This is a genomic window from Bacillus cereus group sp. BceL291, assembly GCF_051776705.1.
GTDB classification, from domain to species: Bacteria; Bacillota; Bacilli; order Bacillales; family Bacillaceae_G; genus Bacillus_A; species Bacillus_A cereus.
Map to the genome: position 1 here is coordinate 18,568 of NZ_JBPWAP010000038.1, position 25,702 is coordinate 44,269.

The window sequence follows — 25,702 nt, forward strand, 5'->3', positions numbered from 1 at the left end:
AAGAGGAGGATGGGTTTTATGAAATCGCCATATGATTATTATATTACGCCAGATGAATATAAAAGAGCAGAAAAGAACGGGATTAGTAGATGTACATTAAATGGTAGAGTTCGTGTTTCTATGTGGGATAAAGAAAAAGCAATTACAGAGCCGTTAACGCATAAGGATAGTCAATGGTCAAGATGGAAAGAAGTTGCGAAAAAACATGGGGTTGGTTACCAAACGTACTATCATCGAGTGAAGAGAGGTTTGGAACCATTTGAGGCTGCTACAAGGCCAGTTATGGAGAAGGGACAGATTTTTCAAAAAGGAAGGACAGCACAAGCACACAAACGAGTATTTACAGATGAAGAGTTAAGAATAGCTGCTTCAAACGGGATTCAATATCAAACTGCACTTTATAGATATAGAAAAGGTGGATGGAACAAAGAAGATGCGATTACTAAACCGCCTTTATCGCTAAAGGAATGTATGAGAAGGGCGAGAGAAAAATCCAGTTGGGAAAGAATTCATTTCGGGAGAGGTCTCGACATTTTAGTTGAATGGAAAAAGGTAAGTTCGAGTTGAACCTGAGCTTAAAGTCAGACCAAATTTGAATTTTATTAAAAATGGAGGAATGAATTATGAATACAGTAACTATTAAATTCGGTCAAGGTACAGAGGCATGGAAGGATATGCAAGAAGTATTGAAGGTTCTACAAGACAAAGGTTACAAATTACACCCCTATGAAGAAATTGGAACTGTAAACCTAGCTAAGAAAATCAATGACGAATTAGTGGATAAAAAACAGCAATTCAATTGTGACATTTGCTTTTTAAATAAGGATATTGAAGAAAAGTCGATTTATCAATTCGATGACTCTGGTGACATTGTAGCGTGTATAGATTGTGAGAAACAAGCATTTGAACAGTCAAAAACCCAAACAAAATAGTTATTTTGGAGGGAAATGAAAGTGGAGAAATGCAATTATGTTGGATGTAAAAATGATGCAACAACCAAAGGTTTTATATTCGCTAGAGATCCACAAGGCAGGAAGCATCTTCCTATAGATGTATACGCTTGCGATAAACATAAAAAGTCTTCCAGTTTTTTTGAATATAAACCTGCTAAAACAAACTAAATTAAATTCTTATTGTACGAGCAAAAATAAAAGAACCCGTTTCTTATGAACGGATTCTTCCCTTAAGGTGTGCAAGGAATACAAGGTAACTGGCCTAGGGAAACCTGTAGAATTCCTTGTGATTGTAATGTATGCAAAGGAATCAATAAGGTTAATGAATTTTAAACAAAATTCTTATTTTAGTAGGAAATATTTAAAGAGAAGGACCCACATTAAGGGGGTGGGTCCTTTTAATGAAGCCAGGCATATATACTAAGTATATAGAGATTAACTATATATTACCAAAAATGGATTGAGATTTCTATGTATTGATTATTGAGAAATAATTAATAAACATTTCATTTTATAGAAAATCAACAAAATAAAACGAGCACCTGTGCCAGAGTGCTCGTTTTATAAAATGACGTCATTCATTATGTTATGTTTGTGAGTCATGAACAATTGAATGATGCGGCAAGTAAGGTTCAAAACAGTTTATGTAGATGCTAATAAGTAGGTGCCTGTACTAAAAAACAGCTAGCAAAAAGCTAACTGCTCTTAAAAAGAAGTGAAGAAATACAAGGGAGGATTATTTGAGTTCGGGCTTATCGCCTATGTATAGTATGCGCCATGTAATAAAGGATATTCAGATTTGTAAAAATAAAAAGAGCACCTTCGAACAGTGCTCTTTCGGAAAGTGTATATTGCATGGAATTCCTGGAAGGTTTTTAAGGAATAAAAGGAATAAGCTCGTTCCTGGAAGGAAGTGGCCATACAATAATATATAAAAATGTCGTAGTAAGAGTGACAATGGAATTATTTAAAATTCAATAAATTAATGATTTGAATAGAAAGTGAGGAAGCAGCATGGGTTACGGAAATAGAGGAATGGCATTTGAACATTTATTAAACATTACTTGTCGTATGTATAAAACAGCAAATGTAGGTATTTTTAATAAACGTCCAACACCGGTAAAAGTTATAAAAACGAATCAAAAAGGTGAGATAACCAAAAGTGCATGGGAAAGTAAATCTACAGTAGATTACGATGGAGTATATAAAGGAAGAGCGGTTTACTTCGAAGCAAAGTCTACAAAAGAAACAAAGAGATTTCCATTAGATAGTATTAGTAGACATCAAATCGATTATTTAAATGATACACAAGCGCAGGGAGCAATTTGTTTCTTTTTAATAGAATTTAGAACAAATCATATTATTTATTTGGTTCCTGTAAATTTAGTAGCGAAATACTATGAAGCTATGCTATATGATGGTGGCCGTAAATCTATTCCAAGGGAAGAATTTGAAAAACATGCGTATGTAGTAGAAAGAACTGATCGTGCTCTAGTAGATTACCTGGTACATGTAGATAAACTAGATTGGTCAATCTGCAGCTGATGGAACAAATAAAAGAAGTTAGCAAAAGAGACATACGTATAAAGATAATAAATTTACAGGACCAATATTGTAATGGATGTGAGCACCAATATAAACCCAGTTATTGTTTACATAATTGTGATATAGGTAAACAGATAAATAAATTAGGTACTGCTTTAGGGGGAACCTATGTAGCAGATCAGCCGAAACGGAGAACGAAAGCAGAATGGGATGTGTTATGTGAGAAAACATTAATAATGCTAGAAATGGGAATGACAAAGGTACAGATAGCAAAAGAACTTGGTATACGAGATCCAAGTTATATAAGTGAACAATTAAAAAAGAGGAATCTAAGATAAAAATTTCACATACCGTATTAAAAGGATAAATAAAAAATAATGCAAGTAATAGTCCACAATTAGAGGGCGTTTGATTATGCATAGGAAAGCAATTCTTCCTATATATAATTCAGCGTCCTCTTTTTATATAAAAGGAGGAACCTGGTATGAAAGATTTAATAGAGCAGTATACCAAAATAAGAAAGACATTAGAAGAATCTAAGGTGGGCGCGACAGAAAAGGATATAAGTATTATTAATGAAATGATTAGTGATATAAATTATTCTCTGGAATGGATGCATACTGCAAAACAGCCAGGTAAAACAAGAGGGATTGAACGTAGAGCTGCGTATGAGCGCGAGAAGCCGTGTGATCCTTTATTAATGCAAAGGTATGTACGTAGTACCGTAATACCCGTGTATGAATGGGATACAGAAGTGAAAGAGAGTGTTATTTCTGAATGGGATCGTATACAGCTAGAAGATGCACTATCAACTCTAACAGAAAGAGAAAAGGAAATATATATAATGTCTAGAGGGTATGGATTTACGCAGGATAAAATTTCCAACCTTTTAAAATTGCAAAGAACTACTGTTCAAGAATATTTAAAACGAGCGGATAAAAAGATTGGTGAGAGAATGAGTGGAAGTCTATTTTGTATAAGATAGGGGCCAAAAAAATTGTACTCTTAAAGACAGTTAATCTACCATCTAATATTATATTTGTATCCGTAATTAAATTGAAAAATAAAATGCAGAATATTCAAATTATTAAATTGTAAATATCTTGAAACCGCGGTTTCAAAGGTAATAATCGTTGGATTTCACTATTTTTCCGCTTTCTGAAGGGTATATATTTTTATAGCTTTATGTATTAAGATAGAGCTGTGCTAGAAAATACCGGTAAAAAAGCATAAATAAGGAAAAGGGATGGGATTAAAAATGAAGACTGTATTAAGAAATATTGTATCGATGGCTCTTGTACTCGCTTTGTTTACAACTTCTTTCGCTGGAATCTCCAAAGCTCAAGAGATTAATAGTGAAGAAGAAAAATTAGTACAAGAAGTAGCTGCTCAATTGAAGTTTGTTATGGAAGAGGCTGCAGTTAAAGATAAATACGGAAGAATAGTAGATATTGATATTGATATGATAGAAAACAAATATGGTAAAACTGAAGAATTAGAACAATTGAGACAAGAAATCCAACGTGTAAATACACCGCCTGGCTATGAAGATCCATTCAAACAAGAAACAGAAGCTGTAGATAGATGTATAGAAAGAAAACTTATAGCAAATTATGTAGAAGTTCTATCAGTAGGTTTTTTAGGTTCTATTATTGCTAATATTACTAACAAAGAATATGAATTAGCAGCTAGAAAAATGATAAAATTAGGCGTCAAAGGTAATTTAGTTAGTTTAGCTGGTCAACTTGCATGGTATTATGGTAAATGTTTATATGAAGAAGAAGGCTGGACTGGTAAAACTTGGTGAGTGATAAAAAACAACCTCTTATTTTCTAGAGGTTGTTTTTTTTGAAGAAAATAACCACATCATGATTTCAAAAAACACTACTATAAATAGTGTTTTTATAAGGTTTTCAAACCAATTAAATTGATTATGATTTGCATAGTTAAAAGCTAGCAATAGAATATACAGTAGGACTATAAAAATTAACGGTCTCTTATATTTGAAACTCAAATTATTCACCCCTTAAATACTTACTTAGGAAAGCTACCTTAATACTATGTTAACTCAAAGTGCAATCATTTTCAGTGATTTTCTATATTTCTCCACATTTGTAACAGCCACCCTTTTTTAATAATACATTCCCATAATAAATTCTCTTTGAAAAAAATGTCGAAATTTGTCGTCAGAATGCCCCCTATATATGAGAGGCCGAAACCAGCTCTTGTAGTTAGGTGATGAGTGAACATATAGCGTTGCTCTTCCTTATCTGCAAGAGGATTTTACTAAACATACGAGTAAGGAGTTGCGTACCTCGCTTTGTATGTAGTTCTTGATTTCAATACGCAAATGGAATAGTCTTCAAAACTTCATTAATTTAAATGGTCTAAACGGAGGAGAGCTTCTGTTCTCCTTTAAGCTGATACCTGCCTACCTTTAGGGTGTCAATTTAAAGGGGTACGGAAAAATGTCCTGATATAAAATTAAAAAATTCCTGGGAGAACTTTTACTTCTCTCCTAGCCACTGACGTTAGGCGCGTAGTCGAAAATGTAAGAGTACGGTGGTTGGGAGAGGGATAAAAGTATGTATATAGGATTCCTTTCTTTTCTATCGAATAGGTAGAGTGGAAAGGAGTGAGGAAATGCCCAGAATGTTAGAAGGATATGAAATAATACCAGGATATGATTTTGACATGTTCGAAAAATGTGATATTTGTGGAGTAACAGGTAAACGTACAGCTCAAATGGATAATCGTGAAGAACGAGAAACTATGACAGTGTGCATAGATTGTTATGAGTTTGATAAAAATCCGGATTTATTCGAATAAGCATCCATAACGGGTGCTTTTTTCTTTGTTATATAGAAATTACAGGATAAACGTGGATATGAACAAAATGTGCATTGTTAGTTGTAGGGAAAGATAAGCGCAAACGTGTTGCATTTAATAAGAAGCAGGTAAATAGAAACACGAATAGCCCAACGACGGCTTTGATTTTAAAATCGTTTCCGTTGGGCAATAACATCCAAACTCCGGATCTGTTATGTACATATTCACATGTTACTTTCAGAGCGCGCTCTTTATTCGTGAGCGTTTCAGAAACACGCAAAGGATATTTTTACGGCGCCAACCTTTTTTCCTACTTTGCATACTATCGTTATTAACTAAATTTAGTAGTTTTATACATGAGGTGATACATATGGAATTAGAATTATTAAATGATTTAACAACAGAGTTAAAGACACGTATTTTATCTGATGCAGTTACATGGGAGTTAATTAATGTTATTGTATTAGATCATTTAGAGAGAATGACAGATAAAGCAAAAATGAATGAATTGGGTATAGGGATGTATGGTGTTAAATGGGAAGATGTTAATTTGAACCCATATGCAGCACTAGATAATGTTATTGGTGTTAATGATGCTCATCTTATTAGCGGCCTTTCTCCTGGTCATATAAAGAATCTATGTGCAGCAGGTGCTATTGAATCTAAAAAGGTAGGGAATACGTGGATTTTAGATAATGAGAGGTTTAGAGTGTGGTTTGAATGTTCTCAATTAAACGAAACAAACTCAACACAACCCAAATATTGTAAGGGGTGATGGTATTGCCAAATATACAATATACTGCTTATGCAAATAATGATAGTAAAGATGCTACAGAATATGTAAATGCATTAGCTTATATATCTTCATTTTTATTAGCTTGTTCTGATCAGAAGATTATTGATAAATTGCTAACTCAATCCAATGAAAAAGAAACGGAACTAATTAAAGGTATTTTGAGTGGATTGCAACTGCGTTTGTCCGAAAATTAGTGTCTCAAAAACAAAACATTATGAGACACTGAATATATGGGCCTTAAAACCTATAAAAATGGTATAACAAATGTATCAAAACTATGTCTCAATTAATAATTGATTTTGATACAGGAATTTGATACACTTTTTATATCAAATAACAAGGGATGATGGTGCATGATATTCGGATATGCTAGGGTTTCTACTAAAAAACAAAATTTAGATATGCAATTGGATGAATTAAACCGTTATGGTTGTGAAGAAATAGTTACAGAAAAAGAAAGTGGAGCGAAAAAGGACAGAAAAGAGCTTCAATTATTACTTGGCAAACTTCGTAAAGGTGATACATTGGTTGTTTACAAGTTAGATCGTTTAGGAAGAACCATGCACCAGTTAGTTAATTTATTGCAAGAATTTAATGATAAGGAAATTCACTTTGTTTCTATTAAAGATGGTATTGATACATCTACAACAATGGGAAGGTTTTTATTTCATATATTTGGTGCAATGGCTGAAATGGAACGCGAGGTTATTAATGAACGCGTTGTTAGTGGTGTAGCTGCTGCAAAAGAACGAGGAAAACAAGGTGGTCGCAAACGTGCTCATACTCCGGAACAGATAGAGGGTATGCTAAAAATGGTTGAACAAGGGTTACCTAAAGTTGATGTCTGTAAGATGTTCAATGTTTCAAGGGCAACTTTATATAGATACATAAATGAAGAAGAAAAAAATACGAAAAATTTAAAGTAGCGAATTCGCTGCTTTTTTATTTTGTGAAGCGATTAGCGTGAGGTGGTGTAAATGGAAGAAGAAACTATAAACGTTCCTACATGCTCTGTTTGTAATGAGCCGTGCATGTGGACATTAAAAATGCCATTAACTATTACTCATTTTGATAAAACATATCTCCGTGAAGCAAATACGGATAATGCTCATATATGCATTGAGTGTTTAGAGAAGGAAGTGCAAACAATTGGATAAGGGGGCAGGTGTTATGTAATTATGGCCAGACAACGAAGTCCAGACCGTAACAAAGCGTATGAAATATTTAAAGAACATGATGGTGATATTACGAATCGTAAAATTGCTGAATTGTTGTCTACATCCGAAAAAACTGTAAGTGAAAAAACGGTTGGAGGATGGAAATCTAAAGATGGATGGATAGACAAATTAAATGGAGTACTCCATAAAAATGAACGGAGTACTCCAAAGAAAGATACGGAGTACTCCAAAAAGAAACCAGGAGCACCCAAGGGTAATAAGAATGCTGTAAACAATCGTGGTGGAGCACCCAAGGGTAATAAAAATGCTGTCGGTAATTCCGGTGGCGCTGCTCCACTACGTAATGGTAATGCTGCTACTCATGGTTTATATAGAAAGTACTTACCGCAAGAAATATATGATTTAAAAGAAGAATTAAAAGAAGCAGTTAACAACGATTCCTTAACAATCATTTGGGATAGTATTATGCTGCAGTACACTCAAATCATTCATGCTCAACGTATTATGTTTGTTAAAGACAACGAAGACATGACCAAAGAACTGCGGAAAAATAAACTTACGGAAAGCGGCTATGAGGAAGAGTGGGAAATTCAATTTGCTTGGGATAAGCAGGCCAGTTTCTTAAATGCTCAATCGAAAGCAATGTCAACGCTAGTAAATCTAATTGAAAAATACGATAGATTAGCTAATACAGAAGAACAAAAACTACGAATTGAGAAACTCAAGAAAGAGATCGCTGCAATTAAAGTTGATGGTGATACGAATCAGAATACAGAAGACTGGAAAGAGTCTCTTATGAAGATAGCAGAGCGCAGACGAAAACAAAAGGAAGCTGAAGCTAATGAGTAATACGGCTTTTAGTGAATTTATGGAGATTATCGATGTTTATTGGGATGATCCGGTTGCGTTTGCCGAGGATATGCTGGGTTTTTATCCGGATGAATGGCAGAGAAAAGTTCTTATGGATTTGGCACAAAGTCCAAAGGTTTCAGTGCGTTCTGGCCAAGGGGTTGGTAAAACAGGTCTTGAGTCAGTTGTTGTTATCTGGTTCCTCTGCTGTAGGCCGAATCCAAAAGTTATTTGTACAGCTCCTACAAAGGAACAGTTATTTACTGTACTTTGGGCCGAAATAGCCAAATGGTTAGAAGGAAGTGCAGTTAAAAATCTTCTTAAATGGACTAAAACACGAGTATACATGATTGGTAGTGAAGAACGTTGGTTTGCTACTGCTAGAACAGCAACTAAGCCGGAGAATATGCAAGGTTTTCACGAAGACTATATGTTATTTGTATGCGATGAAGCTTCTGGTATAGCAGATCCTATTATGGAAGCCATACTCGGTACTTTATCTGGTGCAGAAAATAAATTGTTTTTATGTGGAAACCCAACAAGAACAAGCGGTGTATTTTATGATTCTCATAATCGTGACAGAGATTTATATAAAATACATAAAGTCTCTAGCTTAGACAGCCCTCGAACCAGTAAAGACAATATAGAAGTATTGAAAAAGAAATATGGTGAGGGTTCAGATGTTTGGCGTGTACGTGTACTTGGTGAATTTCCTAAAGCGGAAGCAGACGCTTTTATTCCACTAGAAATTGTAGAGCAAGCAGCATCTTGTAAAGTGGAGCCGACTGGTGAAACACTTGACTTAGGTGTTGACGTTGCGCGATTTGGTGATGATGAAACTGTAATTGCTCCAAGGATAGGGAATAAAGTCTTTAAATTATTAAACCACTATAAACAAGATACAATGGAAACTGCTGGTCATGTATTGAAATTAGCTAAGGAATACATGGCAAAGTACAAGCAGTTAAAAAGAGTGGATATAAAAGTCGATGATAGTGGTGTTGGTGGTGGTGTTACGGACAGATTGAAAGAAGTTATTAAATCTGAACGATTACCATTCAAAGTATATCCGGTTGTGAATAACGGGAAGCCGCTTGATGATGAGCATTATGATAATGCAGGTACAGAAGGTTGGGCCGTTGTAAGAGATTTACTTGAAGAGAATATGAAAGCATTTATACAGGGTGAAGAACCTACAATGGAAATTCCAAATGATGAAAAAATGATTTCTCAATTTTCTAGCCGTAAATACAGAATAACAAGTAGAGGTAAGATTGCATTAGAGCGAAAAGAAGAAATGAAGAAACGCGGATTGCAATCACCCGATAGAGCAGATGCTATAGTTCTAGCCTTCTATAAACCGAAAGTAGTTATGGGTGGGAAGGTTAAAAGAGTGTAGTCGGACATTTATTGTTCGGCTATTTCTTTTGCTCTCTATTAATAGAAGAAAGGAGGACACACAAACGATATGAGCAACAAGAAAACCATTAAGAATGTAAAAGTATTTGGTATTAATAAAGCAGCAGATGACCCAAAAAATAGGGAAGACAACAGTAAGCAAATGACTGTAGATCCATTCGCGCAAATATATGGTGATAAAGGGTTGGTTAAACCACCTTATGATATGTCGGTGCTGTTGGAAATAAAGGAAAGTAATCCAATCCATTCTGCTTGTATTAGCGCAAAAGTCGATGATATTGCAGGTGTTGGTTTCGACTTTGCTCCTTTTGAAGAAGTGAAAGAAGCGAACCAGGAGCAATATAAAAGGTTAAAAGAATTTATGCGGAATTGTAATCCAGAAATGACGAGCTCAGAAATTCTTAGAGCTGTATGGGATGATTATGAAACTGTTGGCTGGGGGATTATCGAAGTTGTTCGGAATCAAAAAAACGAACCATCGGAACTGTACCATATTCCGGCGCATACGGTTCGTGCTCATAAGGATAAAGTCCGATTTGCTCAAATTGTAAATAACAAAGAACGATGGTTTAAAAAGTTCAATTATCCCGATGATTTCTGTCTTGCTGATGGTAGGGCGATAAATGCAGAGGATGTTGCAGAAAGCGGAACAGAAAAAGCTGGAGAAGTAATTGTTATTCGTAAATTTGGTTCTCGTTCTTCTTATTATGGGATACCTAATTATGTTAGTTCTATCGGCTCGATAGTTGGATCTCAAGCAGTAAGAGATTACAATATTAACTTCTTTACAGGAAAGACAATTCCGGATGCTCTGCTATTTCTTGAGGGCGTTGATGAAATAGATGATGGAACGGAAAATGAACTAAAAGCATTCTTCTCTGCAGAAACAAAAGGAGAACATCATAAATTGGCCGTTGTCCCTGTACCGCCAGGGGCAAAAGCTAGATTAGAAAAAGTTAGTCCAGATGTAAAAGAAGGCAGTTTTCGTTTATATAAGCAGGATAGCGCAATGGAGATATGTGTGGCTCATCGTGTGCCACCTTATCGTATCGGTTGGGCTATGACAGGCTCATTAGGACAAACGACCGCTAAAGAAATGAACGAGATGTACAAGCGTTCTATTATTGAGCCTGGACAAGGAATATTAGAACATCGATTAAACTATCAATTGTTCCGTGTATTTGGTGAAATACTCGGTGGACTAGATTGGCATTTCAAATTAAACGAAATTGATACAGATGATCGTGAAGCTGATATGCAATATGCGGCAGATGGATATGAGAAACGTATATTAACACGCAATGAATCTCGTAAAGTAGTAGGTTATGAACCTGTAGCAGATGGAGATACATTCTTTGAAGGTGGTCCATCCGTTTCTCAAATAGAACCAATCGCAAAAGCTGCAGATAATGAGCAAGATAACTTAATTGCTATTAATGCATTTAGGGAAAAGCATGAAGAAATAGAGAAAACTATGCAAAAGAAGGTAGCTGATTTTTTTCAGAGCAGGGAAAACGGCTCTTAAACCTGCTTCCCGTAATTCGTATTAATAAAGCAAATGAAGAGATTGATCTTGTAATTGCAGAAGCAGAAGTTGATGAATTTCTGGATAGTGTTGATTGGGATGAGGAACGACAAATGTTTGTCGATGAAGTCACGGACACACTACAGGATGATGTAACAGAGTTTGTACAGAGTACTATAGCTTCTAATGGTTTAACCTGGATGGTATTAGATCCAATTGGTGACGTTGCTGCAAAATGGGTAGCTACTTACGCTTTTGAATTAGCAAAAGGAATCCATGAAACCACTAAAGATAGATTAAGGGAAACAATGCTAAAGAATCTTAGTGAAGGAATGGGTGTCGATGCATTAAGTGTTTCTATTGCAGATGTGATGTCAGAAGCAAGTAACTATAGAGCAATGATGATTGCGCGCACAGAAACAACATATGCAATGAATTACGGCAATTTAATTGCTTATAAGGGTGCAAATAGAAATAAGAAAACATGGCTTACAGGAAACGATGAGCGTGTTTGTAAAGAATGTGGTGGTTTACATGGGGAAACGGTAGGTATTGATGATCTATTTAGTAATGGAAAGATGTGTCCGCCAGCTCATCCGCATTGCCGCTGCACTATGATTTCAGAAGAGTAATAAAATACACCTATTCGATTGGGGTTTCATCGTCAAAACGTATGCGGCTTTAAATTGGCTATTATGCGTTTTGACAGTGGAACCCCAATATTTATAGGGAAGGAGGTAAAACGATGGGATACGAACTAAAAAACGCCAATATCAGCTATGTTTCATTAGTTACAAAGGGCGCTAATGGTCGTCAATTCGCCATTATGAAAAGCGAATCTGCTAAACAACCAAATATATCAAAACAAGTTCCAATCCTTAAAACAGAGGAAGAGAAGCAGCTTGTTACAGGTGTGGTATATGAACCGGATGTAGAAGATTCACACGGGGATAAAATGACCGCAGAAGAAATTGAAAAGGCTGCTTATACCTTTATGGAAAATTACCAACACATCGACAAGCAACATGATGAAATCGCTGGTAAAGGGACAGTTGTTGAAAACTGGATTGCTAAAAGTGATATGACAGTAGGCGAACAAGAAGTACAAGCAGGAACATGGCTTATGACTGTTCGTGTTGATGATGCAGACACCTGGGAAGAAATTAAAAAAGGTGAAGTTACCGGTTTTTCTATGGGTGGATTTGGTGAACGTGTAGAAATCGCTAAGACTGATGATTTTACCCATGAAGATAAAGGCCTTATTCGAAAGATGTTAGATTTCGTTAAAGGTGAAAATCACAAAATTACAAAAGGCGAAGTGAAAGATCGTTTTATTGATGAAAAACAAAAGCGTGATTTACGAGCTGTATTTAATTTGTTTGAAGATGTGTTTTATTGGGAGATTTGGGAAAGTAACCCCGATATCGACCGAATGAAGGCTGCTCTTGATGATATGAAGGACATACTTTCTTCTATTAAAGGTGGTTATACCATTGCGAAATCGGAAGACAGTGTACAAGCAGAAAGCATCGTTTTAGAAAGTATTAAAAAAGCGGGGAAAGTATTATCCCAAAAGAATCATACAAAATTAGATGAAGCATTAGCTTTAATTACTGAAATAAAAGAAGCTGCTTCACCACAGGAGGAAGATGAAATGAAAGCAGAAGATATTGCAGAGATTGTTAAACAAGCAGTAGAACCACTAGCTACTAAGTTAGAAAAGATTGAAAAACAGGTGAATGGTGAAGAGGTAGAACCGACGCCAGAAGAGCAAACAGAGGAAGAAAAAGCTGCAGCATTTATTCAAAAAGCATTAGAACCAATTACAAAGCGGCTTGAAAATATCGAAAATGCTGCTTCTATCCGTAAAGGTTTAGATCCAGATGAAGAAGTTACACCAGGACAACAACCAATAAAAAAATCAGTATTCTCAAATTTAAACTTGTAATATAAGGAGGAATAAACAATATGAACAATCAACAATTATTAAATCGTTTATCTAAAATTGAAAAGACAATTACTACAGGTTCAGTTTCTTCTGGTTTATTAAATCCAGAGCAAAGTAAAGAATTCTTTAGAATGGCATTTGACGCAACACCATTCTCTCAATTACATCGAAAAGAGATGCGTAAAGCAAAACAAGGTGTACTTGATAAAGTTGGTATTGGCGGCCGCATTCTACGTAAGAAAACAGAGAATAAAGATGAGGATTACCGTGCAGGTGTTAATACATCAACTATTCCATACAATACAAAAGCACTTCGTCTACCTTGGGAAATTACAGAAGAAACGCTGCGTGAAAATATTGAAGGTGAAGGCTTTGAAGATACTGTAATGACACTTATGTCAACTCAAACAGGTATTGATTTAGAGGACTTACACTGGAATGGTGATGTAGAATCATCTGATCCATTTTTATCAATTAACGATGGCTGGTTGAAGAAGATTCTAAAATCAAAAGAATCGCATATTATTGACCACGCTAAACTAGTAACTGGTACAGGGGAAGAAGCAAAAGCTAATGGATTTGGTAAAGGTTCGATCTTTGCTTTATCTGGTGTAATGCCAAATAAATATAAAAATAGTAATCTACGTTGGATTATGTCACCAAATCGTAGAGAAAAATGGATTGAATATTTAACAAACCGTCCAACTGGAGCGGGAGACGCTGCGTTATTAGGAGCTGGCGATCAAGTAAATAAACCAATGGGTTATGGGATTGTTACAGTTCCTTCTTTATCAGATGACATTATTATTCTTGCAGATCCACGTAACTTTATTGCTGTTAATACCTATGAAACTCGCATTCGTAAAACAACAGAAGGTAAATCTGCAGTAATGGAAGATAAACGATTCTATGTAATTCACTTTGATGATGATGCAGTAATTCAAGAAATGGATGCAGTAGCAATCCTAACAAATATTCCGGATACGTTTGGAGCTTAATATCCAGGCGTATTTTTTATGGGAATAAACCCTTTGTTATTAGGGTTTTGAATGTATACTTTTTTATTATTTTCTTGTTTTTAATAGAAAATGAGTTAAGGACAATAAAACCAACAATACGAATGTAAACTTTCATACAATAGTTTACATTCGTGAAAGGGGTGTTAATTATGAAAGTAGTTACGCTGCGATACGGTGGCACTTACACCGCTTATGGACAAAAGTTTAAGAATGGCCAAGAAGAAACAGTTGCAAATGAAAAAGCCGATTACCTTGTAAGTACTGGACATTTTGAACTTGTAAAAGAAGTCGATAAGAAGGAGAAAGAAACATAATGGATATTACCTTGCAGGACATTAAAGACCGCGTAAATGTGCAAAAGATGCCTGATACAGTAGTTCAAGAACTAATAGATTACTATGCAGTTATTACTAGAAAGTATTTAAGAGTTAAGCCAGAGAATCCAATGAAAGAAGTCATTCAAACAAGTAAACTAGCGTGGCTTTCTTTTCCTGCTGAATCTATAGCAAAAGTCACTCATGTTAGTTCGAAACAAGATATGACCGATTCTATTACTGTAAATGGCCGTATTGTTTATGGTTTATCCGAAAATCAAATGTATGAATTCGAATATAAGATACAAGATTATGATGATCTGCAGGTACTTATGAAGAAATGTATTATTGATTTGGTTGTTTCAGCAGTAGTTCGTGCTAACTTACAACGAAAAGGTATGAAGACATCGGAGAGTATTGGCGATTATTCGTACCAGATTAGCCCAGAAACGCTGGATGAACCAGCAACAAACAATAAGATACTCAATGGTTTAAAAGGGTTTAGAGCAAGAGTTAAGCCGGTGATGGCCACATGAACGAAATGTATTTCGATGATGGTGGAATGGATGATTTATATATTCATGAGGTAGTTGTAAAACGAAAAAAGAAAAAGAAGCAATCCTCTGGTAACTATGCAGAAGTACCAGAGGACGTTTACGAGAAGATGATTTGCCGTGTAACTACTAATTCTGCTACAGATAATGAGAGATTTAAGCGTGATAAACAAAATTTTGATACAACCTTTAAGATATATGCACCTGCTTCTTACATAATTAAACCCAATGATCTTATTCGTTTCAAAAATGAAGATGTGGGCATTGATTTTACATTTGAAGTAAAAGGAGAGCCGCGTAATCCTGCATTTATGAATCATCACATTGAAATTTATTGCGAAAAGGTATGATTCTAAATGGCGAATTCAGTAGAAATTGAGTACTCAAGTAATATGGAGCAAGTAAAGAAGCATATTAACGCTATGTGTGTTGAAAAAGTCACAGCCGCATCTATTCATTTGCAAAATCAAGTTAAGAAGAACCTCACAGGTAGCCGTAGCGGTAAGCAATATAAAATACCTCATACGAGTCGTAAATATACTGCTTCTAAACCAGGTGAAGCTCCTGCTGTTCGTACCGGTGACTTGTTAAATTCGATTAAATACAATGTTAAACGGTCGCAATCAGAGGTATTGGGTGCAGTAGGGAGTGATTTAAAAAAAGCAATATGGCTTGAAGCTGGTACAAGTCATATTGAAGCTCGTCCATTCCTATTAAAAACGTTTGAAAAAGAACGTAGAGAACTTAAAAGAATGATGGGAGGGCAATAGATGTCTAACGCTATTGCAGCTATTAGAATGCTTGTAGAGAACGATGAAATAATAAAAGATAATCTATCAGAGTATGGTGAAGGCGAGGACAAAGGGCCTGCTCTTTCATTCCAAACTGCACAAGATGATATGGAAATGCCTTATGTAGTGATGAGAATTGAAGCAGATAATCCGGATGATGTTGAAATTATAGATCGTATGATTCTAAATTTCGATGTGTATTGTGATAATGGGGATTATGATAAGGCAAAGTTAATTGCTACACGTATTGAGAAGTTACTAGATAGAGAAGTGGGTTTAAAAGATGATGGGATACTTTCTATACATCGTGCAGGGAAACTGCCGGTACCGGATGAAGACCCATCTATCATTCATATAAATGCGAAATTTCTTGTCCGAACCATGCGAACGGACTTGTATTAGGGGGTAGGACAAATGAGCTGGAAATTAATTAATGGTGTCCGTGAAGGGACTACAGATAATTTTGTTATCGGTCCTGGTGTCATGTACAAAGGATTTAAAAGTGTAAAAGAATTAGGTGAGCTTGTAGGAGCGACTACAGGCGGAACTAAAGTGGGTTTTGATCGTGAGTATTATGATGCAGATATTGATGGTGTGCTAGGTAAAATGGTACGTGGTAAGTGGTTATTAAAAGATGAACCACATGTAGAACTTACATTAGTAGAGTTCACAAAAGAAAACCTGCAGTTAGCTTTACCTGGTATGACGGTAGATAGTACAACTGAAGAAGAATACGATATTATGAAACCTTCAAATGATATTCCAGATTCAAATTATCATGATATTGCACTCATTGGTATGATTTCGGGTAGTGAGCTACCAGTTATTTTTGTAATTCGTAATGCAATGGTAGTTTCCTCTATTGAAGTAGATCTTAAAGACGGTAAAGGAACGGTTGGTTTGAAATGTAAATTTATTGGTCATTACAGTGAATCTGCTCCAACTACACCACCATACGAAATCTATTTACCAAAGAAAAAGAAAACAACAGTACAAAAAGCACCGGCTACCGCATAAATGGTAGTCGGTTTTCTATTACATAAAACGAGCTAAATGCTAAAAGGAGAGAACAAAATGGCTTCTATTTTAGAAAAAATGATGAATACCGGTACAGAAATTACAATCCTAGGCGAAAAAGTAGCAATGCGCCGATTAAATGTAACGGATGTTTGGCGATTTGCAAAAATTATTTCAAAGGTTGGACGCAGTGCGATGGCTAACTTTGCTGGCTTCGGTAAGGATAAGCAAGAAATGGATGAACTAACTAAAGCTGCTGAATCTCTTCCAGAAGAAGAAAAACAAGCGCAATTATCTGCACTTAAAGAGAAGCAACAACAAAAAGGATTAGAATTTGCTTTCCGTGTTCTAACGATGATCCCTGCTTGCGAAGATGATTTTACAGAGTTCTTTGCTAGTTTATTAAAAGTGAAAGCAGAAGAATTTAGACAGTTCCCTCCGGAAGCAATGGTTGCTGTTATACAGGGCCTATTAGAAAGTGAAGACTTAATGACTTTTTTCAACCAGGTCAAGGGACTCGTGAAAGTTCAGAGCGAGAAATGGAGCCAATCAGCAGTAATTCCAGCAGCAGCTCCGATTCAAGCGTAAATGAAAATTCAGATGAATATTTAGAAGAAGCCGAACAAAACATGTTACGTGCTTTCGACAAGATCCAAAAGCGGTATGGATGGACAGATGAATATGTCTTATCTATACCGTATTCGCGTTTAATGGACCTATTTTCTTTAATTGCACGAGAAGAGCAGCAAGAAGAACTAAATGAGTGGAAGAAGATGGCGTTCATTGGCTTTCAAACTCGTCAACTAGAAGAAGGTACTACTTTTAATGATTATCTTCAAGCTTTTGGACTAACTGACACCCAGGACAATAAAGAGTCATCTTATGAAATGGGTGAAGTATGGACGAAAGAAGAGTGTGAAGCGCATGTTGAGCAGATTATGGCTCAATTCCAGGAAGACGACGATGAAGAATAAAATGGTTATCGGCCCCAGAAGGGGGTGCGTAAATGTTAGCTGAAATGTTCCAACTGTTCGGAACGATTGGTATTAAAGCAGAAGGCGCTTATAAAGATTTACAACAGTTTGAAGATCGAGTACAAAAGACTGCAAATGGAATGCATGATAAATTCCAAAAAGCAGGGGAATCAATTAGTCATGTAGGTAACAAAATGAAAGATGTTGGTACAAACATGACAACGGGCGTTTCCTTACCTTTAGCTGGTATCGGTGCTGCCGCTGTAAAAGTGGCTTCTGATTTCGATACTTCTCAAAGAAACATCCAATCTTCTTTAGGTCTTACTGAAAAAGGTGCTGAAAACCTTGGTAAAATCGCAAAAGAAACTTGGAAAGATGGATTTGGCCAAAGTATTGAAGAAGTGGATCAGTCTCTTATAAAAGTGTATCAGAATATGAAAGACGTTCCTCACGAAGAATTAGAAGAAGCTACAAAAAGCGCTATGACATTGGGTAAAACATTTGATTCTGATATCAATGAAGTAACTCGTGGTGCAGGGCAGTTAATGAATCAGTTTGGTATTTCTTCAAAGGAAGCATTCGATTTATTTGCTGCTGGTGGACAAGAAGGTTTGAACTATTCAAATGAAATGTTTGATAATGTGGCCGAATATGCGCCATTGTACAAACAAGCCGGCTTCTCTGCTAACGAGATGTTTACCATTATGGCAAACGGAACTCGTGACGGCAGTTATAATCTCGATTACATTAACGATCTCGTAAAAGAGTTCGGTATTCGTGTGCAAGATGGTTCTAAAGGCGTATCTGATGCCTTTGCAGAAATGAGTCCAGCAACTCAAAAGGTTTGGGACAATTTCAATAAAGGTAAAGGAACTTCTGCAGATGTGTTTAATGCCGTCTTAGGTGATTTAGGTAAGATGGACGATAAAGTAAAAGCAAACCAACTTGGTGTTGCAGTATTCGGTAGATGATAAGTTGTGCCGAATTAAAATCGCGGTATGAAGCAAAGAGGGTGCGAATCCTAATTTGAACCGAAGGCTATACAAAGTGTAGTCAGGGGCAGAGCATAGAGGGTGAAAAGATATAATCCCTCCACGAGACCGCGACACTTTAATAGTGAAAACGTATGCCGAGCTTACACTAATATGAAGTGTAAGAAGTAAGGGATAAAAAGCCTTTACGATAACAAAATGACAAAATGGGAAGACATGGGTGCTCAAGCTGTCTTAGGTCTTAATAATGCAAATGGTGCGTTAGGCGATGTCGAGGGCACAATGGGGAAAATGCAGAAGACGCAGCAAGAAGCTTTTGGTGTTCGTTGGCAAAAGTTAATGCGTACTACAATGGCATCTTTAGAACCATTAGGACAAGCTATTTTAGATATTGCAGAAGTGGCACTCCCTCCAATTATTAAAGCGGTAGAATTTGCTGCAAAGGCATTTAGTTCTATGCCTAAGCCGATTCAAATTGGTATTGTAGCAATTTTAGGTATGGTCGCTGTATTAGGTCCATTAGTCGCCATGATGGGATTTATGACAAGTGGGGTTGGTGCATTTGTTGGTTCATTAAGATTCCTAGTACCGATACTTACTAAAGTACCATTATTATTTACAGGTATTCTTAAAGTCGGCCCTAAACTTATCGGTATGTTTGGTGGAATTGGGAAAGCTCTAGCGCTGTTGGGTAGATCCATGATGACCTTACTGATGAATCCCTGGACGATTGCCATACTAGCAATTATAGGATTAGTATATCTAATTTATAAAAACTGGGATGACATCGTAAAATACACCAAGAAAGCAGTTAAATGGATTGGTGATGTCTGTTCTAAAGCTTGGGACGCAACCGTAAAAGGTGCAAAAAAGGCATGGAATGGTTTAGGTAAGTTCTTCTCTGGATTCTGGGAAGGTACGAAAAAAATATTCAGTTCTGCAATGTCATTCATAGGTAAAATATTTTCTAAAGCTTGGGATGGTTATGTAAAAATAGTTAAATGGTATTTTAACTTGTTGAAAAATATAATCGAATTCGGTTGGAATGCTATTAAATTCATCTTCAAATTTGCATTAGATGGATTGAAAAAAATTGTAGATGGCACATGGAAATTCATTAAGAATAGTGTCCAAAAGGCAGTTAACACCTGGAAGAAAATTTTCTCTACTGGATGGAATGCTATTAAAAGAATTTTCTCTATGGCTTTAGCAATAATAAAGCAGTACGTAAAAACCGAATTCGAAAAAATGAAAAATACAATATCCAGTGTTTTTAATACGATTAAGGAAATTGTAAAGAAAGCCTGGGACGCAATTAAATCAACCTTTACTACAGTATTAAAGTTCTTAAAAGATTTTGTGAAATCTTCTTGGGAATCTATTAAAGATACAATTTCTAGCGTTATGAACACAATTAAAAATGTGATTCAATCGGCTTGGAATTTTATAAAGTTTACAATCATTAATGCAGTTCGTGAATTTGTTGGGTTTGTAATTACTAATTTCAACAAATTATATAACACGATAACTGATGTTGTGGGCGGTATAAAAGAATTTATTGTTAGTAACTTTAAAACTATAAAGAAAGCAATCACTGGTGCATTTACAGGGGTTGTAGATACTGTAAAAGATGTATTCAGTAAAGTTGGTTCTATAGTAAAAAATGTAGCAAAAGATGCAGTTAGCTGGGGAAAAGATATTATTGCCGGTATTGGTGAAGGTATGTCCGGTATGGCAGATTGGCTTATAAAAAAAGCTAAAGGAGTTGTTTCGGGGATACCTAAAGCCGTATTAAAGTTCTTTGGTATCCGAAGCCCATCCCGGTTAATGATGGAATACGGGGGCTATATTACAGAAGGTCTTGGTGTAGGGATGGAAAAAATGATTCCTGCAGTAGACAAAGCTTCTGAACTATTAAATAAAGCTGTCGTTCCACCTAAACCAATGAAACTAGTAACCGATGTATCTAATCAAATTGGACAAATGGGCGCACGTTCTGCTGATCTAATCGGTAAAACTGCACATCCATTTGCTGGACAAACCCACGTCGAGAAGAAAACAGATAAAGGCGTTTCAATTCAAAATGCTACATTTAAAGTCTCTGTTGAAAAACTACAATCTGCAGATGACTTTGTAAAAATGAGAAAGCTGCTACAAAACGTAGTTGCTGATGATCTAATGGGAATGGCGGTGCGAAATGTATGAGTATATTAAAAACATTGCATAGAAGAGGTGGTTCATACCATCTCTTAGGAAAGGCTGCAGAGTTAAAAGACACAATACGATATACCATTGATTTCTCATGGCCAGGGACATATAACTTTTCGTTTTTGTCCCAGGTTCCTATTGGTTCTGATGGCATGTTACCAGATAAGTACTTTATTGTTCGGGTAAATGGTATTGAAAGATTTAGAGCAAGAGGACCTTATGACTGGGAAGCAAGAGAAATCTTTGTAGGTGCAGGGCCACAAACAATTGAATTTACAACAATCGGTTATGGTTCCTCTGACATAGCATATATACGCGACGTACATTACTATGCATTTGGGCATGTACCTAATATCGAAAAGATTGAACAAACAAAATTACCAAAATCACTAGATGGCTTAAAATTACATAATGTCATGCATGGATACCCGCGTTCTCAAAGTGCAGGTAGCAAAGGTTGTGAAGTAGAATTCACTGTACTATTTAAAGATATCAGTTATTGGCGTGATTTCATGAGGGAAATATACCGTCCTCATATTATTACTGGTGATTACGGTACCTACGGGGGTATAATTCCGCCGAATGAAGTAGATGCAATACGAAAAGGAACGTTAGTCATAGCAAAATGTAAATTAATATCTATGTCACAAGCAGGAATAGGAGTTGATGGAATGTGAGAGAAGGATCTATTTCTTTAATTAGAATGTTGGGGAGCTATTTCCAGGTTGGGAATAACTCCCCTAATTTAATTGTTTATATGAAAAGAAGAGACTCTTCTTCTTACGTACAAATACAACACCGTGTAATAGGCTTAGAAGTGCAGGAGAACGCAGATCAGTTTGCTAGTACATTTACTATTACCTTTGCGAATGAATACGGTCAAATGGCTCCTGATAACTGGTATGGTAAGTTCTCTTCTATTTCAGAATGGTTTTATAACAGTGAGGTAACAAATACAAACCAGCTATATCCGCAGACTGAATTTAAAGTGTCTATTGGCTACGGTGAGGAAGCATTACCTTATATACATGGTTTCGTATCTGATGTGAAGGTAAATGCCGAAAGCGGCACGATTTCAGTTACCTGCACTACATCCTATAAGAAGGTTTTACATAAATCAGTAATCCCAACACCTGGATCAGATGAAATTGTTGCACCTACCGGTAATGTTTATGATGTTGTGAAGTTCTTCTTTGAAAAAGCAGGAGTTACATTGCACGGTAACAGAGTAAATATTCCTGGAACCAATCAGAGCTGGATTGTAGAAGGAGCAACCGGTAAGAGGTTTCAAAAATGGGATGAAATTGTTCGCGATATTATAGATACAACATTCCACTATATTAAACACGAACCAGACGGAAGTTGTACATTTATGAAAATGCCAGACTACGCAATTAATGAACCTGCAAAGTTTAGTTTTAGAGAAGGGGAAAACCTTATCTCTTTAGATATGCAGCTAACCGACCAGGATATAAGTAATAGTATTGTTGTTAAATGTGGAGATTACGCAAACGGATTTCTTAATTCGTTTCTATTAAAAAATGTATCGCAGGGTGATTTACGAGAGGAAATGATAGAAGTGCCCTGGGCAACAACATTCTTTGCAAGAAGAGCAGTTGCTGCAGCTTATCATTTAAAAGCAATTCAGAAGTTCAGAACATTAACAGTAGCAGTAGTTGGTGATCCAAGGATTCAATTATTTGATGTTATTTCTGTTTACAATAGAGATTCTGGCCAACAGTGGAATTACTTTGTTAAAGGGATTAATACAATGATTTCTGCAGATGATGGATTCTATCAAACTTTAGATTTAACTGTTAACTATGGGTATGAGCCTGCTCCCTATACAGATATAACCGGTATTACCGTAAATGTAGATACATTACGTTTAAAACTTTGGGATTGGGATTTAGAGGATGGCGATTTATTAAATATTTACTGTAATGATAAATTAATCGAAGAAAATTATTTCATCCGGAACAATCCAACGTATGTAGATATTCCACTTGAATACGGCGTGAATATTATTGTATTTGAAGCAGTGCGAAACCCAAAAGGGATTCTTACTGGACGATTGCAAGTACTGGATACACAAAATAATATCCTGTTCGATTATGGTTCTTTACCAGATTTATCATTTCCTCGGGTAAATCAAGATGCAAATCACTATTATATCCAGCGTCCAGCCAAAACATGGTCTGTTACGAGGGTTAACTAGGGGTGATTCTATGATAATGCAAAAAAACTTATATGATCCAATCATGTATTTGATGAAAGGATTAATCGATAGACAAATATATACCGGTGGTAAGCCAATGCCTGGGAATGACCCAAATGACGTATTTAAAGAAGGTATGACCGAAGGATATACACTTATTCGTGACGGTGCTCGTTTATCTGCAGTCGATGGAGATAAATATTTACACTACGATTTAGCTTTTAATGCACATGGCATGTTAGAAAAAGTCCTTGTCTCCCATAAAGTAACCGGAAAAGAGATGGAGATACAATTAATATATAATGCACAAAAACAATTGGAACGTGTGCAGCCGAGACTTCTTAATAAAGGTAACGGTATACTATCTGATTTACCAATTCCCGATGTGTCGTAATGATGCACGGGAATTTTTTAATACAAGAAAAAGGGTGATTGCTCTTGTTTGAAACAACCTATTTAGCCGGCGGCCGATTAGATCCACCTTTTCATCCGACTAAAACCGAACCATTCATACCTGGTTTCATTATGGATTCCACATCATTTAAAACGGATGAAGTGAAATATACATTACCTGCAGATATGGAGATTTACGCAATTAGTGTTAGTTCTTCCATTTACGAATTAGATGATAAATGGGATTTAATCGTAAACGGGCAAACCGTTTGCCAAGATATTTATACAAAGCGGCTTCCGGAAGGGATGCACTTTATGGTTTATAAAGCAGTTAAAGCAGGAGACACAATTGTATTTCGATTCCATAACCAAGGAATTCTTGATAAAACAGTTTGGTTTGAATTGCACTTTTTAAGATAAGGGGGCGTATTGATGAGTTTTGCTGTTACCTATATGGCTGGTGGAAGATTCGACGCACCTTACTTCCCAACAAAAACAGAGCCATTCATACAAGGGCGAAGAGTTGGTATACATGATGAAATTCATGTAGATAAGTTTTCATTACCATTCGAAACAGAAATGATTGCTTTTTCTGTAGCTGCTTCACATTACAGTGACTCAGACTACTGGAATTTATTTATTAATGGCCAACAAGTATTTAAAGAGGTGTATGTAAAAGATGTGCCGGAGGGATTTAATTTCTCCATTGTAAAACCTATACCTGCTAATGCAGAACTAAAGTTTGAATACCACAATGCATCTGCAGAGAAAAAAGCTATATGGCTTAATTACCAACTATTAAGAGATTAGGAGCGTGAAATAGATGGCATACGTTGAAAAAATGTATACAGAAGGCGAATTCCAAGACGAAATTGTTAAATTAGTAATCGCTAACGGATGGAAAAAAGTAAAATCGTTTTTCAGAGCCGTTTATCCGGATTTAGACGTAAAATCCGATGATGATACAAAATTTGAATTCGGCATGAGTAAGCACATGTTAGTGAAAAATAATAGCGGTTCTATTTATGGAATTGCTCAAATTTCAAAATGGTCAATTAAAAAGTCAGAGATTAAATACAACTTCACAAATGAAGAAGGAAAGAAAGCTTTTGCCGAAGACGGTAAAAAACGTCTAGAAAGCGGTAGGGATCGTTCTTGTTTTTATGTTTACATGATTGAAAAAGAACCAAGCGTTGCTGATGAGGGTGTTCTTGTTCTTCCTTATGAATCTAATAAATTCGAAAAAACATTATTAGATGTTGAACTAACTAAAATAACAGTTACTACAAAAGTAAATAGTGGTATGTCTTACAAAGTTTACTCCTATGACGAAGCAGAGACACAAGTCATGATGTCCCCTTGGGTGAAAGTGACATTACGAAATACGAATTTACAAGGTATCGATGCTCAAACAAATTGGTGGCCAGATTCATTGGTTCGAATTAATGGCCAAGTTGATGAAAGCCGTGTTGTTTTATTAATACAAGCTGATAATGCACCAGCCTTTGAAAACAATGTGGTTCCAGTTACACCGCTTTATATGGGCCAATTAGAAAGCTATGCAAATGATGATACATTAGGTGACGCTTTATGGGCGGGAACAGCCTTTGATACTGGAAACGAAGCAGCATCACACAAATTCGATTTTAACGATACGAAACCATATAGAAATGTAGAAAACTACATGCCTGTCATGAAGTCTTATCCACGTTCCCCTGGTAACGGTATTGATAACGTAATTATTAAACGTTCAAGATTAGGAGCAAGGTACCAGGCTCATTTTATTGCTTGGAATGTAGCGCCTAATGCAATGCCACCAGATCGCGTTGGTAAAGATGGTGGTCAATATTCACTAGCATGGCAATCTCAAGATAATGATGAATACAAATATCAATTTAACCCATCTGTTTATAGCAATAAAGTACATACTTCTCGTGCTTATATTGTTCATCCAGATGAAGGTGTACGTGGATATTTACCTTATATGATCCTATTGTCTCCGCTAGGTCTATTAAATGGCGATAGATTAAAAGTTAGAAAGAATACTTGTCCGGATTCACACGACATTTACAAATTCTTTAATGTAGATGCTATTTCACCAATTACAAAAAGACCTGCTACAGCGTATCGTCCTGCTGGATTAGGTATTTTTGAGAAAACAGTATAAAGGAGTGTACATA

At 36.0% G+C, this 25,702-nt stretch carries 32 protein-coding genes and 1 pseudogene; all 33 read left to right on the forward strand.

What is annotated here, in order from left to right; genetic code table 11:
• The first annotated feature begins 18 nt into the window (after positions 1-18).
• The 33 genes and pseudogenes from ACS2CR_RS21650 (at position 19) to ACS2CR_RS21810 (ending at position 25,689) form a co-directional block, all read left to right on the forward strand.
• Positions 19-567, forward strand: a complete 549-nt coding sequence (locus ACS2CR_RS21650) for a hypothetical protein (RefSeq protein WP_228492156.1) — start codon at positions 19-21, stop codon at positions 565-567.
• 56 nt (positions 568-623) lie between these two features.
• Positions 624-932, forward strand: coding sequence for a hypothetical protein (locus ACS2CR_RS21655; protein WP_153598497.1), 309 nt, complete (start codon positions 624-626; stop codon positions 930-932).
• Between the two features lie 1,035 nt (positions 933-1,967).
• On the forward strand, positions 1,968-2,498 hold the full coding sequence (locus ACS2CR_RS21660; RefSeq protein ID WP_000540403.1) for a Holliday junction resolvase RecU: 531 nt from the start codon (positions 1,968-1,970) through the stop codon (positions 2,496-2,498).
• On the forward strand, positions 2,498-2,836 hold the full coding sequence (locus ACS2CR_RS21665) for a zinc-finger domain-containing protein (protein WP_153598498.1): 339 nt from the start codon (positions 2,498-2,500) through the stop codon (positions 2,834-2,836). The genes ACS2CR_RS21660 and ACS2CR_RS21665 overlap by 1 nt, the downstream gene beginning before the upstream one ends.
• 146 nt (positions 2,837-2,982) lie before the next feature.
• On the forward strand, positions 2,983-3,483 hold the full coding sequence (locus ACS2CR_RS21670; RefSeq protein WP_153598499.1) for a sigma-70 family RNA polymerase sigma factor: 501 nt from the start codon (positions 2,983-2,985) through the stop codon (positions 3,481-3,483).
• 261 nt (positions 3,484-3,744) lie between these two features.
• Positions 3,745-4,305, forward strand: a complete 561-nt coding sequence (locus tag ACS2CR_RS21675) for a hypothetical protein (protein ID WP_088338736.1) — start codon at positions 3,745-3,747, stop codon at positions 4,303-4,305.
• An 836-nt stretch (positions 4,306-5,141) separates the two neighbouring features.
• The gene (locus ACS2CR_RS21680) at positions 5,142-5,327 is read left to right on the forward strand and encodes a hypothetical protein (protein ID WP_153598881.1); all 186 of its coding nucleotides are present in this window, start codon (positions 5,142-5,144) and stop codon (positions 5,325-5,327) included.
• Between the two features lie 370 nt (positions 5,328-5,697).
• Positions 5,698-6,102 carry a DNA-binding protein gene (locus ACS2CR_RS21685; protein ID WP_153598880.1) on the forward strand — a complete coding sequence of 135 codons (405 nt, stop codon included), beginning with the start codon at positions 5,698-5,700 and terminating at the stop codon, positions 6,100-6,102.
• On the forward strand, positions 6,102-6,317 hold the full coding sequence (locus tag ACS2CR_RS21690; protein ID WP_153598879.1) for a hypothetical protein: 216 nt from the start codon (positions 6,102-6,104) through the stop codon (positions 6,315-6,317). Before ACS2CR_RS21685 ends, ACS2CR_RS21690 begins: the two co-directional genes overlap by 1 nt.
• 159 nt (positions 6,318-6,476) lie before the next feature.
• Positions 6,477-7,049: a recombinase family protein gene (locus ACS2CR_RS21695; protein ID WP_000576168.1), complete on the forward strand. Its 573-nt coding sequence runs from the start codon at positions 6,477-6,479 to the stop codon at positions 7,047-7,049.
• 51 nt (positions 7,050-7,100) lie between these two features.
• The gene (locus ACS2CR_RS21700; protein WP_000390790.1) at positions 7,101-7,280 is read left to right on the forward strand and encodes a hypothetical protein; all 180 of its coding nucleotides are present in this window, start codon (positions 7,101-7,103) and stop codon (positions 7,278-7,280) included.
• A 21-nt stretch (positions 7,281-7,301) separates the two neighbouring features.
• A complete protein-coding gene (gene terS, locus ACS2CR_RS21705; RefSeq protein ID WP_000113791.1) occupies positions 7,302-8,150 on the forward strand; it encodes a phage terminase small subunit in 849 nt (282 codons plus the stop codon).
• On the forward strand, positions 8,143-9,549 hold the full coding sequence (locus tag ACS2CR_RS21710) for a DEAD/DEAH box helicase family protein (protein WP_000072123.1): 1,407 nt from the start codon (positions 8,143-8,145) through the stop codon (positions 9,547-9,549). The genes terS and ACS2CR_RS21710 overlap by 8 nt, the downstream gene beginning before the upstream one ends.
• Positions 9,550-9,618: 69 nt before the next feature.
• A complete protein-coding gene (locus ACS2CR_RS21715) occupies positions 9,619-11,094 on the forward strand; it encodes a phage portal protein (protein WP_000066336.1) in 1,476 nt (491 codons plus the stop codon).
• A gap of 113 nt (positions 11,095-11,207) precedes the next feature.
• Entirely contained in the window at positions 11,208-11,726 is a 519-nt protein-coding gene (locus tag ACS2CR_RS21720) for a phage head morphogenesis protein (protein WP_088345992.1), read from the forward strand.
• Positions 11,727-11,839: 113 nt separating this feature from the next.
• Complete coding sequence (locus ACS2CR_RS21725; protein ID WP_153598878.1) at positions 11,840-13,042, forward strand: XkdF-like putative serine protease domain-containing protein; 1,203 nt, start codon at positions 11,840-11,842, stop codon at positions 13,040-13,042.
• Positions 13,043-13,062: 20 nt separating this feature from the next.
• On the forward strand, positions 13,063-14,040 hold the full coding sequence (locus ACS2CR_RS21730; RefSeq protein WP_001064747.1) for a hypothetical protein: 978 nt from the start codon (positions 13,063-13,065) through the stop codon (positions 14,038-14,040).
• A 170-nt stretch (positions 14,041-14,210) separates the two neighbouring features.
• Positions 14,211-14,375: a YqbF domain-containing protein gene (locus ACS2CR_RS21735; protein WP_000869888.1), complete on the forward strand. Its 165-nt coding sequence runs from the start codon at positions 14,211-14,213 to the stop codon at positions 14,373-14,375.
• Complete coding sequence (locus tag ACS2CR_RS21740) at positions 14,375-14,911, forward strand: hypothetical protein (RefSeq protein ID WP_060852783.1); 537 nt, start codon at positions 14,375-14,377, stop codon at positions 14,909-14,911. The genes ACS2CR_RS21735 and ACS2CR_RS21740 overlap by 1 nt, the downstream gene beginning before the upstream one ends.
• Positions 14,908-15,279, forward strand: coding sequence for a hypothetical protein (locus tag ACS2CR_RS21745; protein WP_060852782.1), 372 nt, complete (start codon positions 14,908-14,910; stop codon positions 15,277-15,279). The genes ACS2CR_RS21740 and ACS2CR_RS21745 overlap by 4 nt, the downstream gene beginning before the upstream one ends.
• Before the next feature lie 6 nt (positions 15,280-15,285).
• Positions 15,286-15,699 carry an HK97 gp10 family phage protein gene (locus ACS2CR_RS21750; RefSeq protein ID WP_438906077.1) on the forward strand — a complete coding sequence of 138 codons (414 nt, stop codon included), beginning with the start codon at positions 15,286-15,288 and terminating at the stop codon, positions 15,697-15,699.
• Positions 15,700-16,122, forward strand: a complete 423-nt coding sequence (locus ACS2CR_RS21755; RefSeq protein ID WP_000063400.1) for a hypothetical protein — start codon at positions 15,700-15,702, stop codon at positions 16,120-16,122.
• 12 nt (positions 16,123-16,134) lie between these two features.
• Positions 16,135-16,737, forward strand: coding sequence for a hypothetical protein (locus tag ACS2CR_RS21760; RefSeq protein WP_000118570.1), 603 nt, complete (start codon positions 16,135-16,137; stop codon positions 16,735-16,737).
• A gap of 57 nt (positions 16,738-16,794) precedes the next feature.
• Positions 16,795-17,325: a hypothetical protein gene (locus tag ACS2CR_RS21765; protein WP_000146557.1), complete on the forward strand. Its 531-nt coding sequence runs from the start codon at positions 16,795-16,797 to the stop codon at positions 17,323-17,325.
• Complete coding sequence (locus ACS2CR_RS21770; RefSeq protein WP_002204937.1) at positions 17,277-17,711, forward strand: hypothetical protein; 435 nt, start codon at positions 17,277-17,279, stop codon at positions 17,709-17,711. The genes ACS2CR_RS21765 and ACS2CR_RS21770 overlap by 49 nt, the downstream gene beginning before the upstream one ends.
• Positions 17,712-17,743: 32 nt before the next feature.
• A pseudogene (locus ACS2CR_RS21775) lies at positions 17,744-18,676 on the forward strand (phage tail tape measure protein); the annotation flags it as partial.
• Between the two features lie 225 nt (positions 18,677-18,901).
• The gene (locus ACS2CR_RS21780) at positions 18,902-20,908 is read left to right on the forward strand and encodes a phage tail protein (protein WP_000170260.1); all 2,007 of its coding nucleotides are present in this window, start codon (positions 18,902-18,904) and stop codon (positions 20,906-20,908) included.
• Complete coding sequence (locus tag ACS2CR_RS21785; protein WP_000025604.1) at positions 20,905-21,588, forward strand: hypothetical protein; 684 nt, start codon at positions 20,905-20,907, stop codon at positions 21,586-21,588. Before ACS2CR_RS21780 ends, ACS2CR_RS21785 begins: the two co-directional genes overlap by 4 nt.
• Positions 21,585-23,129, forward strand: a complete 1,545-nt coding sequence (locus tag ACS2CR_RS21790; RefSeq protein WP_001206675.1) for a hypothetical protein — start codon at positions 21,585-21,587, stop codon at positions 23,127-23,129. The genes ACS2CR_RS21785 and ACS2CR_RS21790 overlap by 4 nt, the downstream gene beginning before the upstream one ends.
• Before the next feature lie 10 nt (positions 23,130-23,139).
• The gene (locus tag ACS2CR_RS21795) at positions 23,140-23,523 is read left to right on the forward strand and encodes a hypothetical protein (RefSeq protein WP_000605844.1); all 384 of its coding nucleotides are present in this window, start codon (positions 23,140-23,142) and stop codon (positions 23,521-23,523) included.
• A gap of 44 nt (positions 23,524-23,567) precedes the next feature.
• Complete coding sequence (locus ACS2CR_RS21800; RefSeq protein ID WP_000464284.1) at positions 23,568-23,942, forward strand: hypothetical protein; 375 nt, start codon at positions 23,568-23,570, stop codon at positions 23,940-23,942.
• A gap of 12 nt (positions 23,943-23,954) precedes the next feature.
• Positions 23,955-24,332, forward strand: a complete 378-nt coding sequence (locus ACS2CR_RS21805) for a hypothetical protein (protein WP_000006649.1) — start codon at positions 23,955-23,957, stop codon at positions 24,330-24,332.
• 13 nt (positions 24,333-24,345) lie between these two features.
• Positions 24,346-25,689 carry a hypothetical protein gene (locus ACS2CR_RS21810; RefSeq protein ID WP_153602948.1) on the forward strand — a complete coding sequence of 448 codons (1,344 nt, stop codon included), beginning with the start codon at positions 24,346-24,348 and terminating at the stop codon, positions 25,687-25,689.
• Positions 25,690-25,702: the final 13 nt, after the last annotated feature.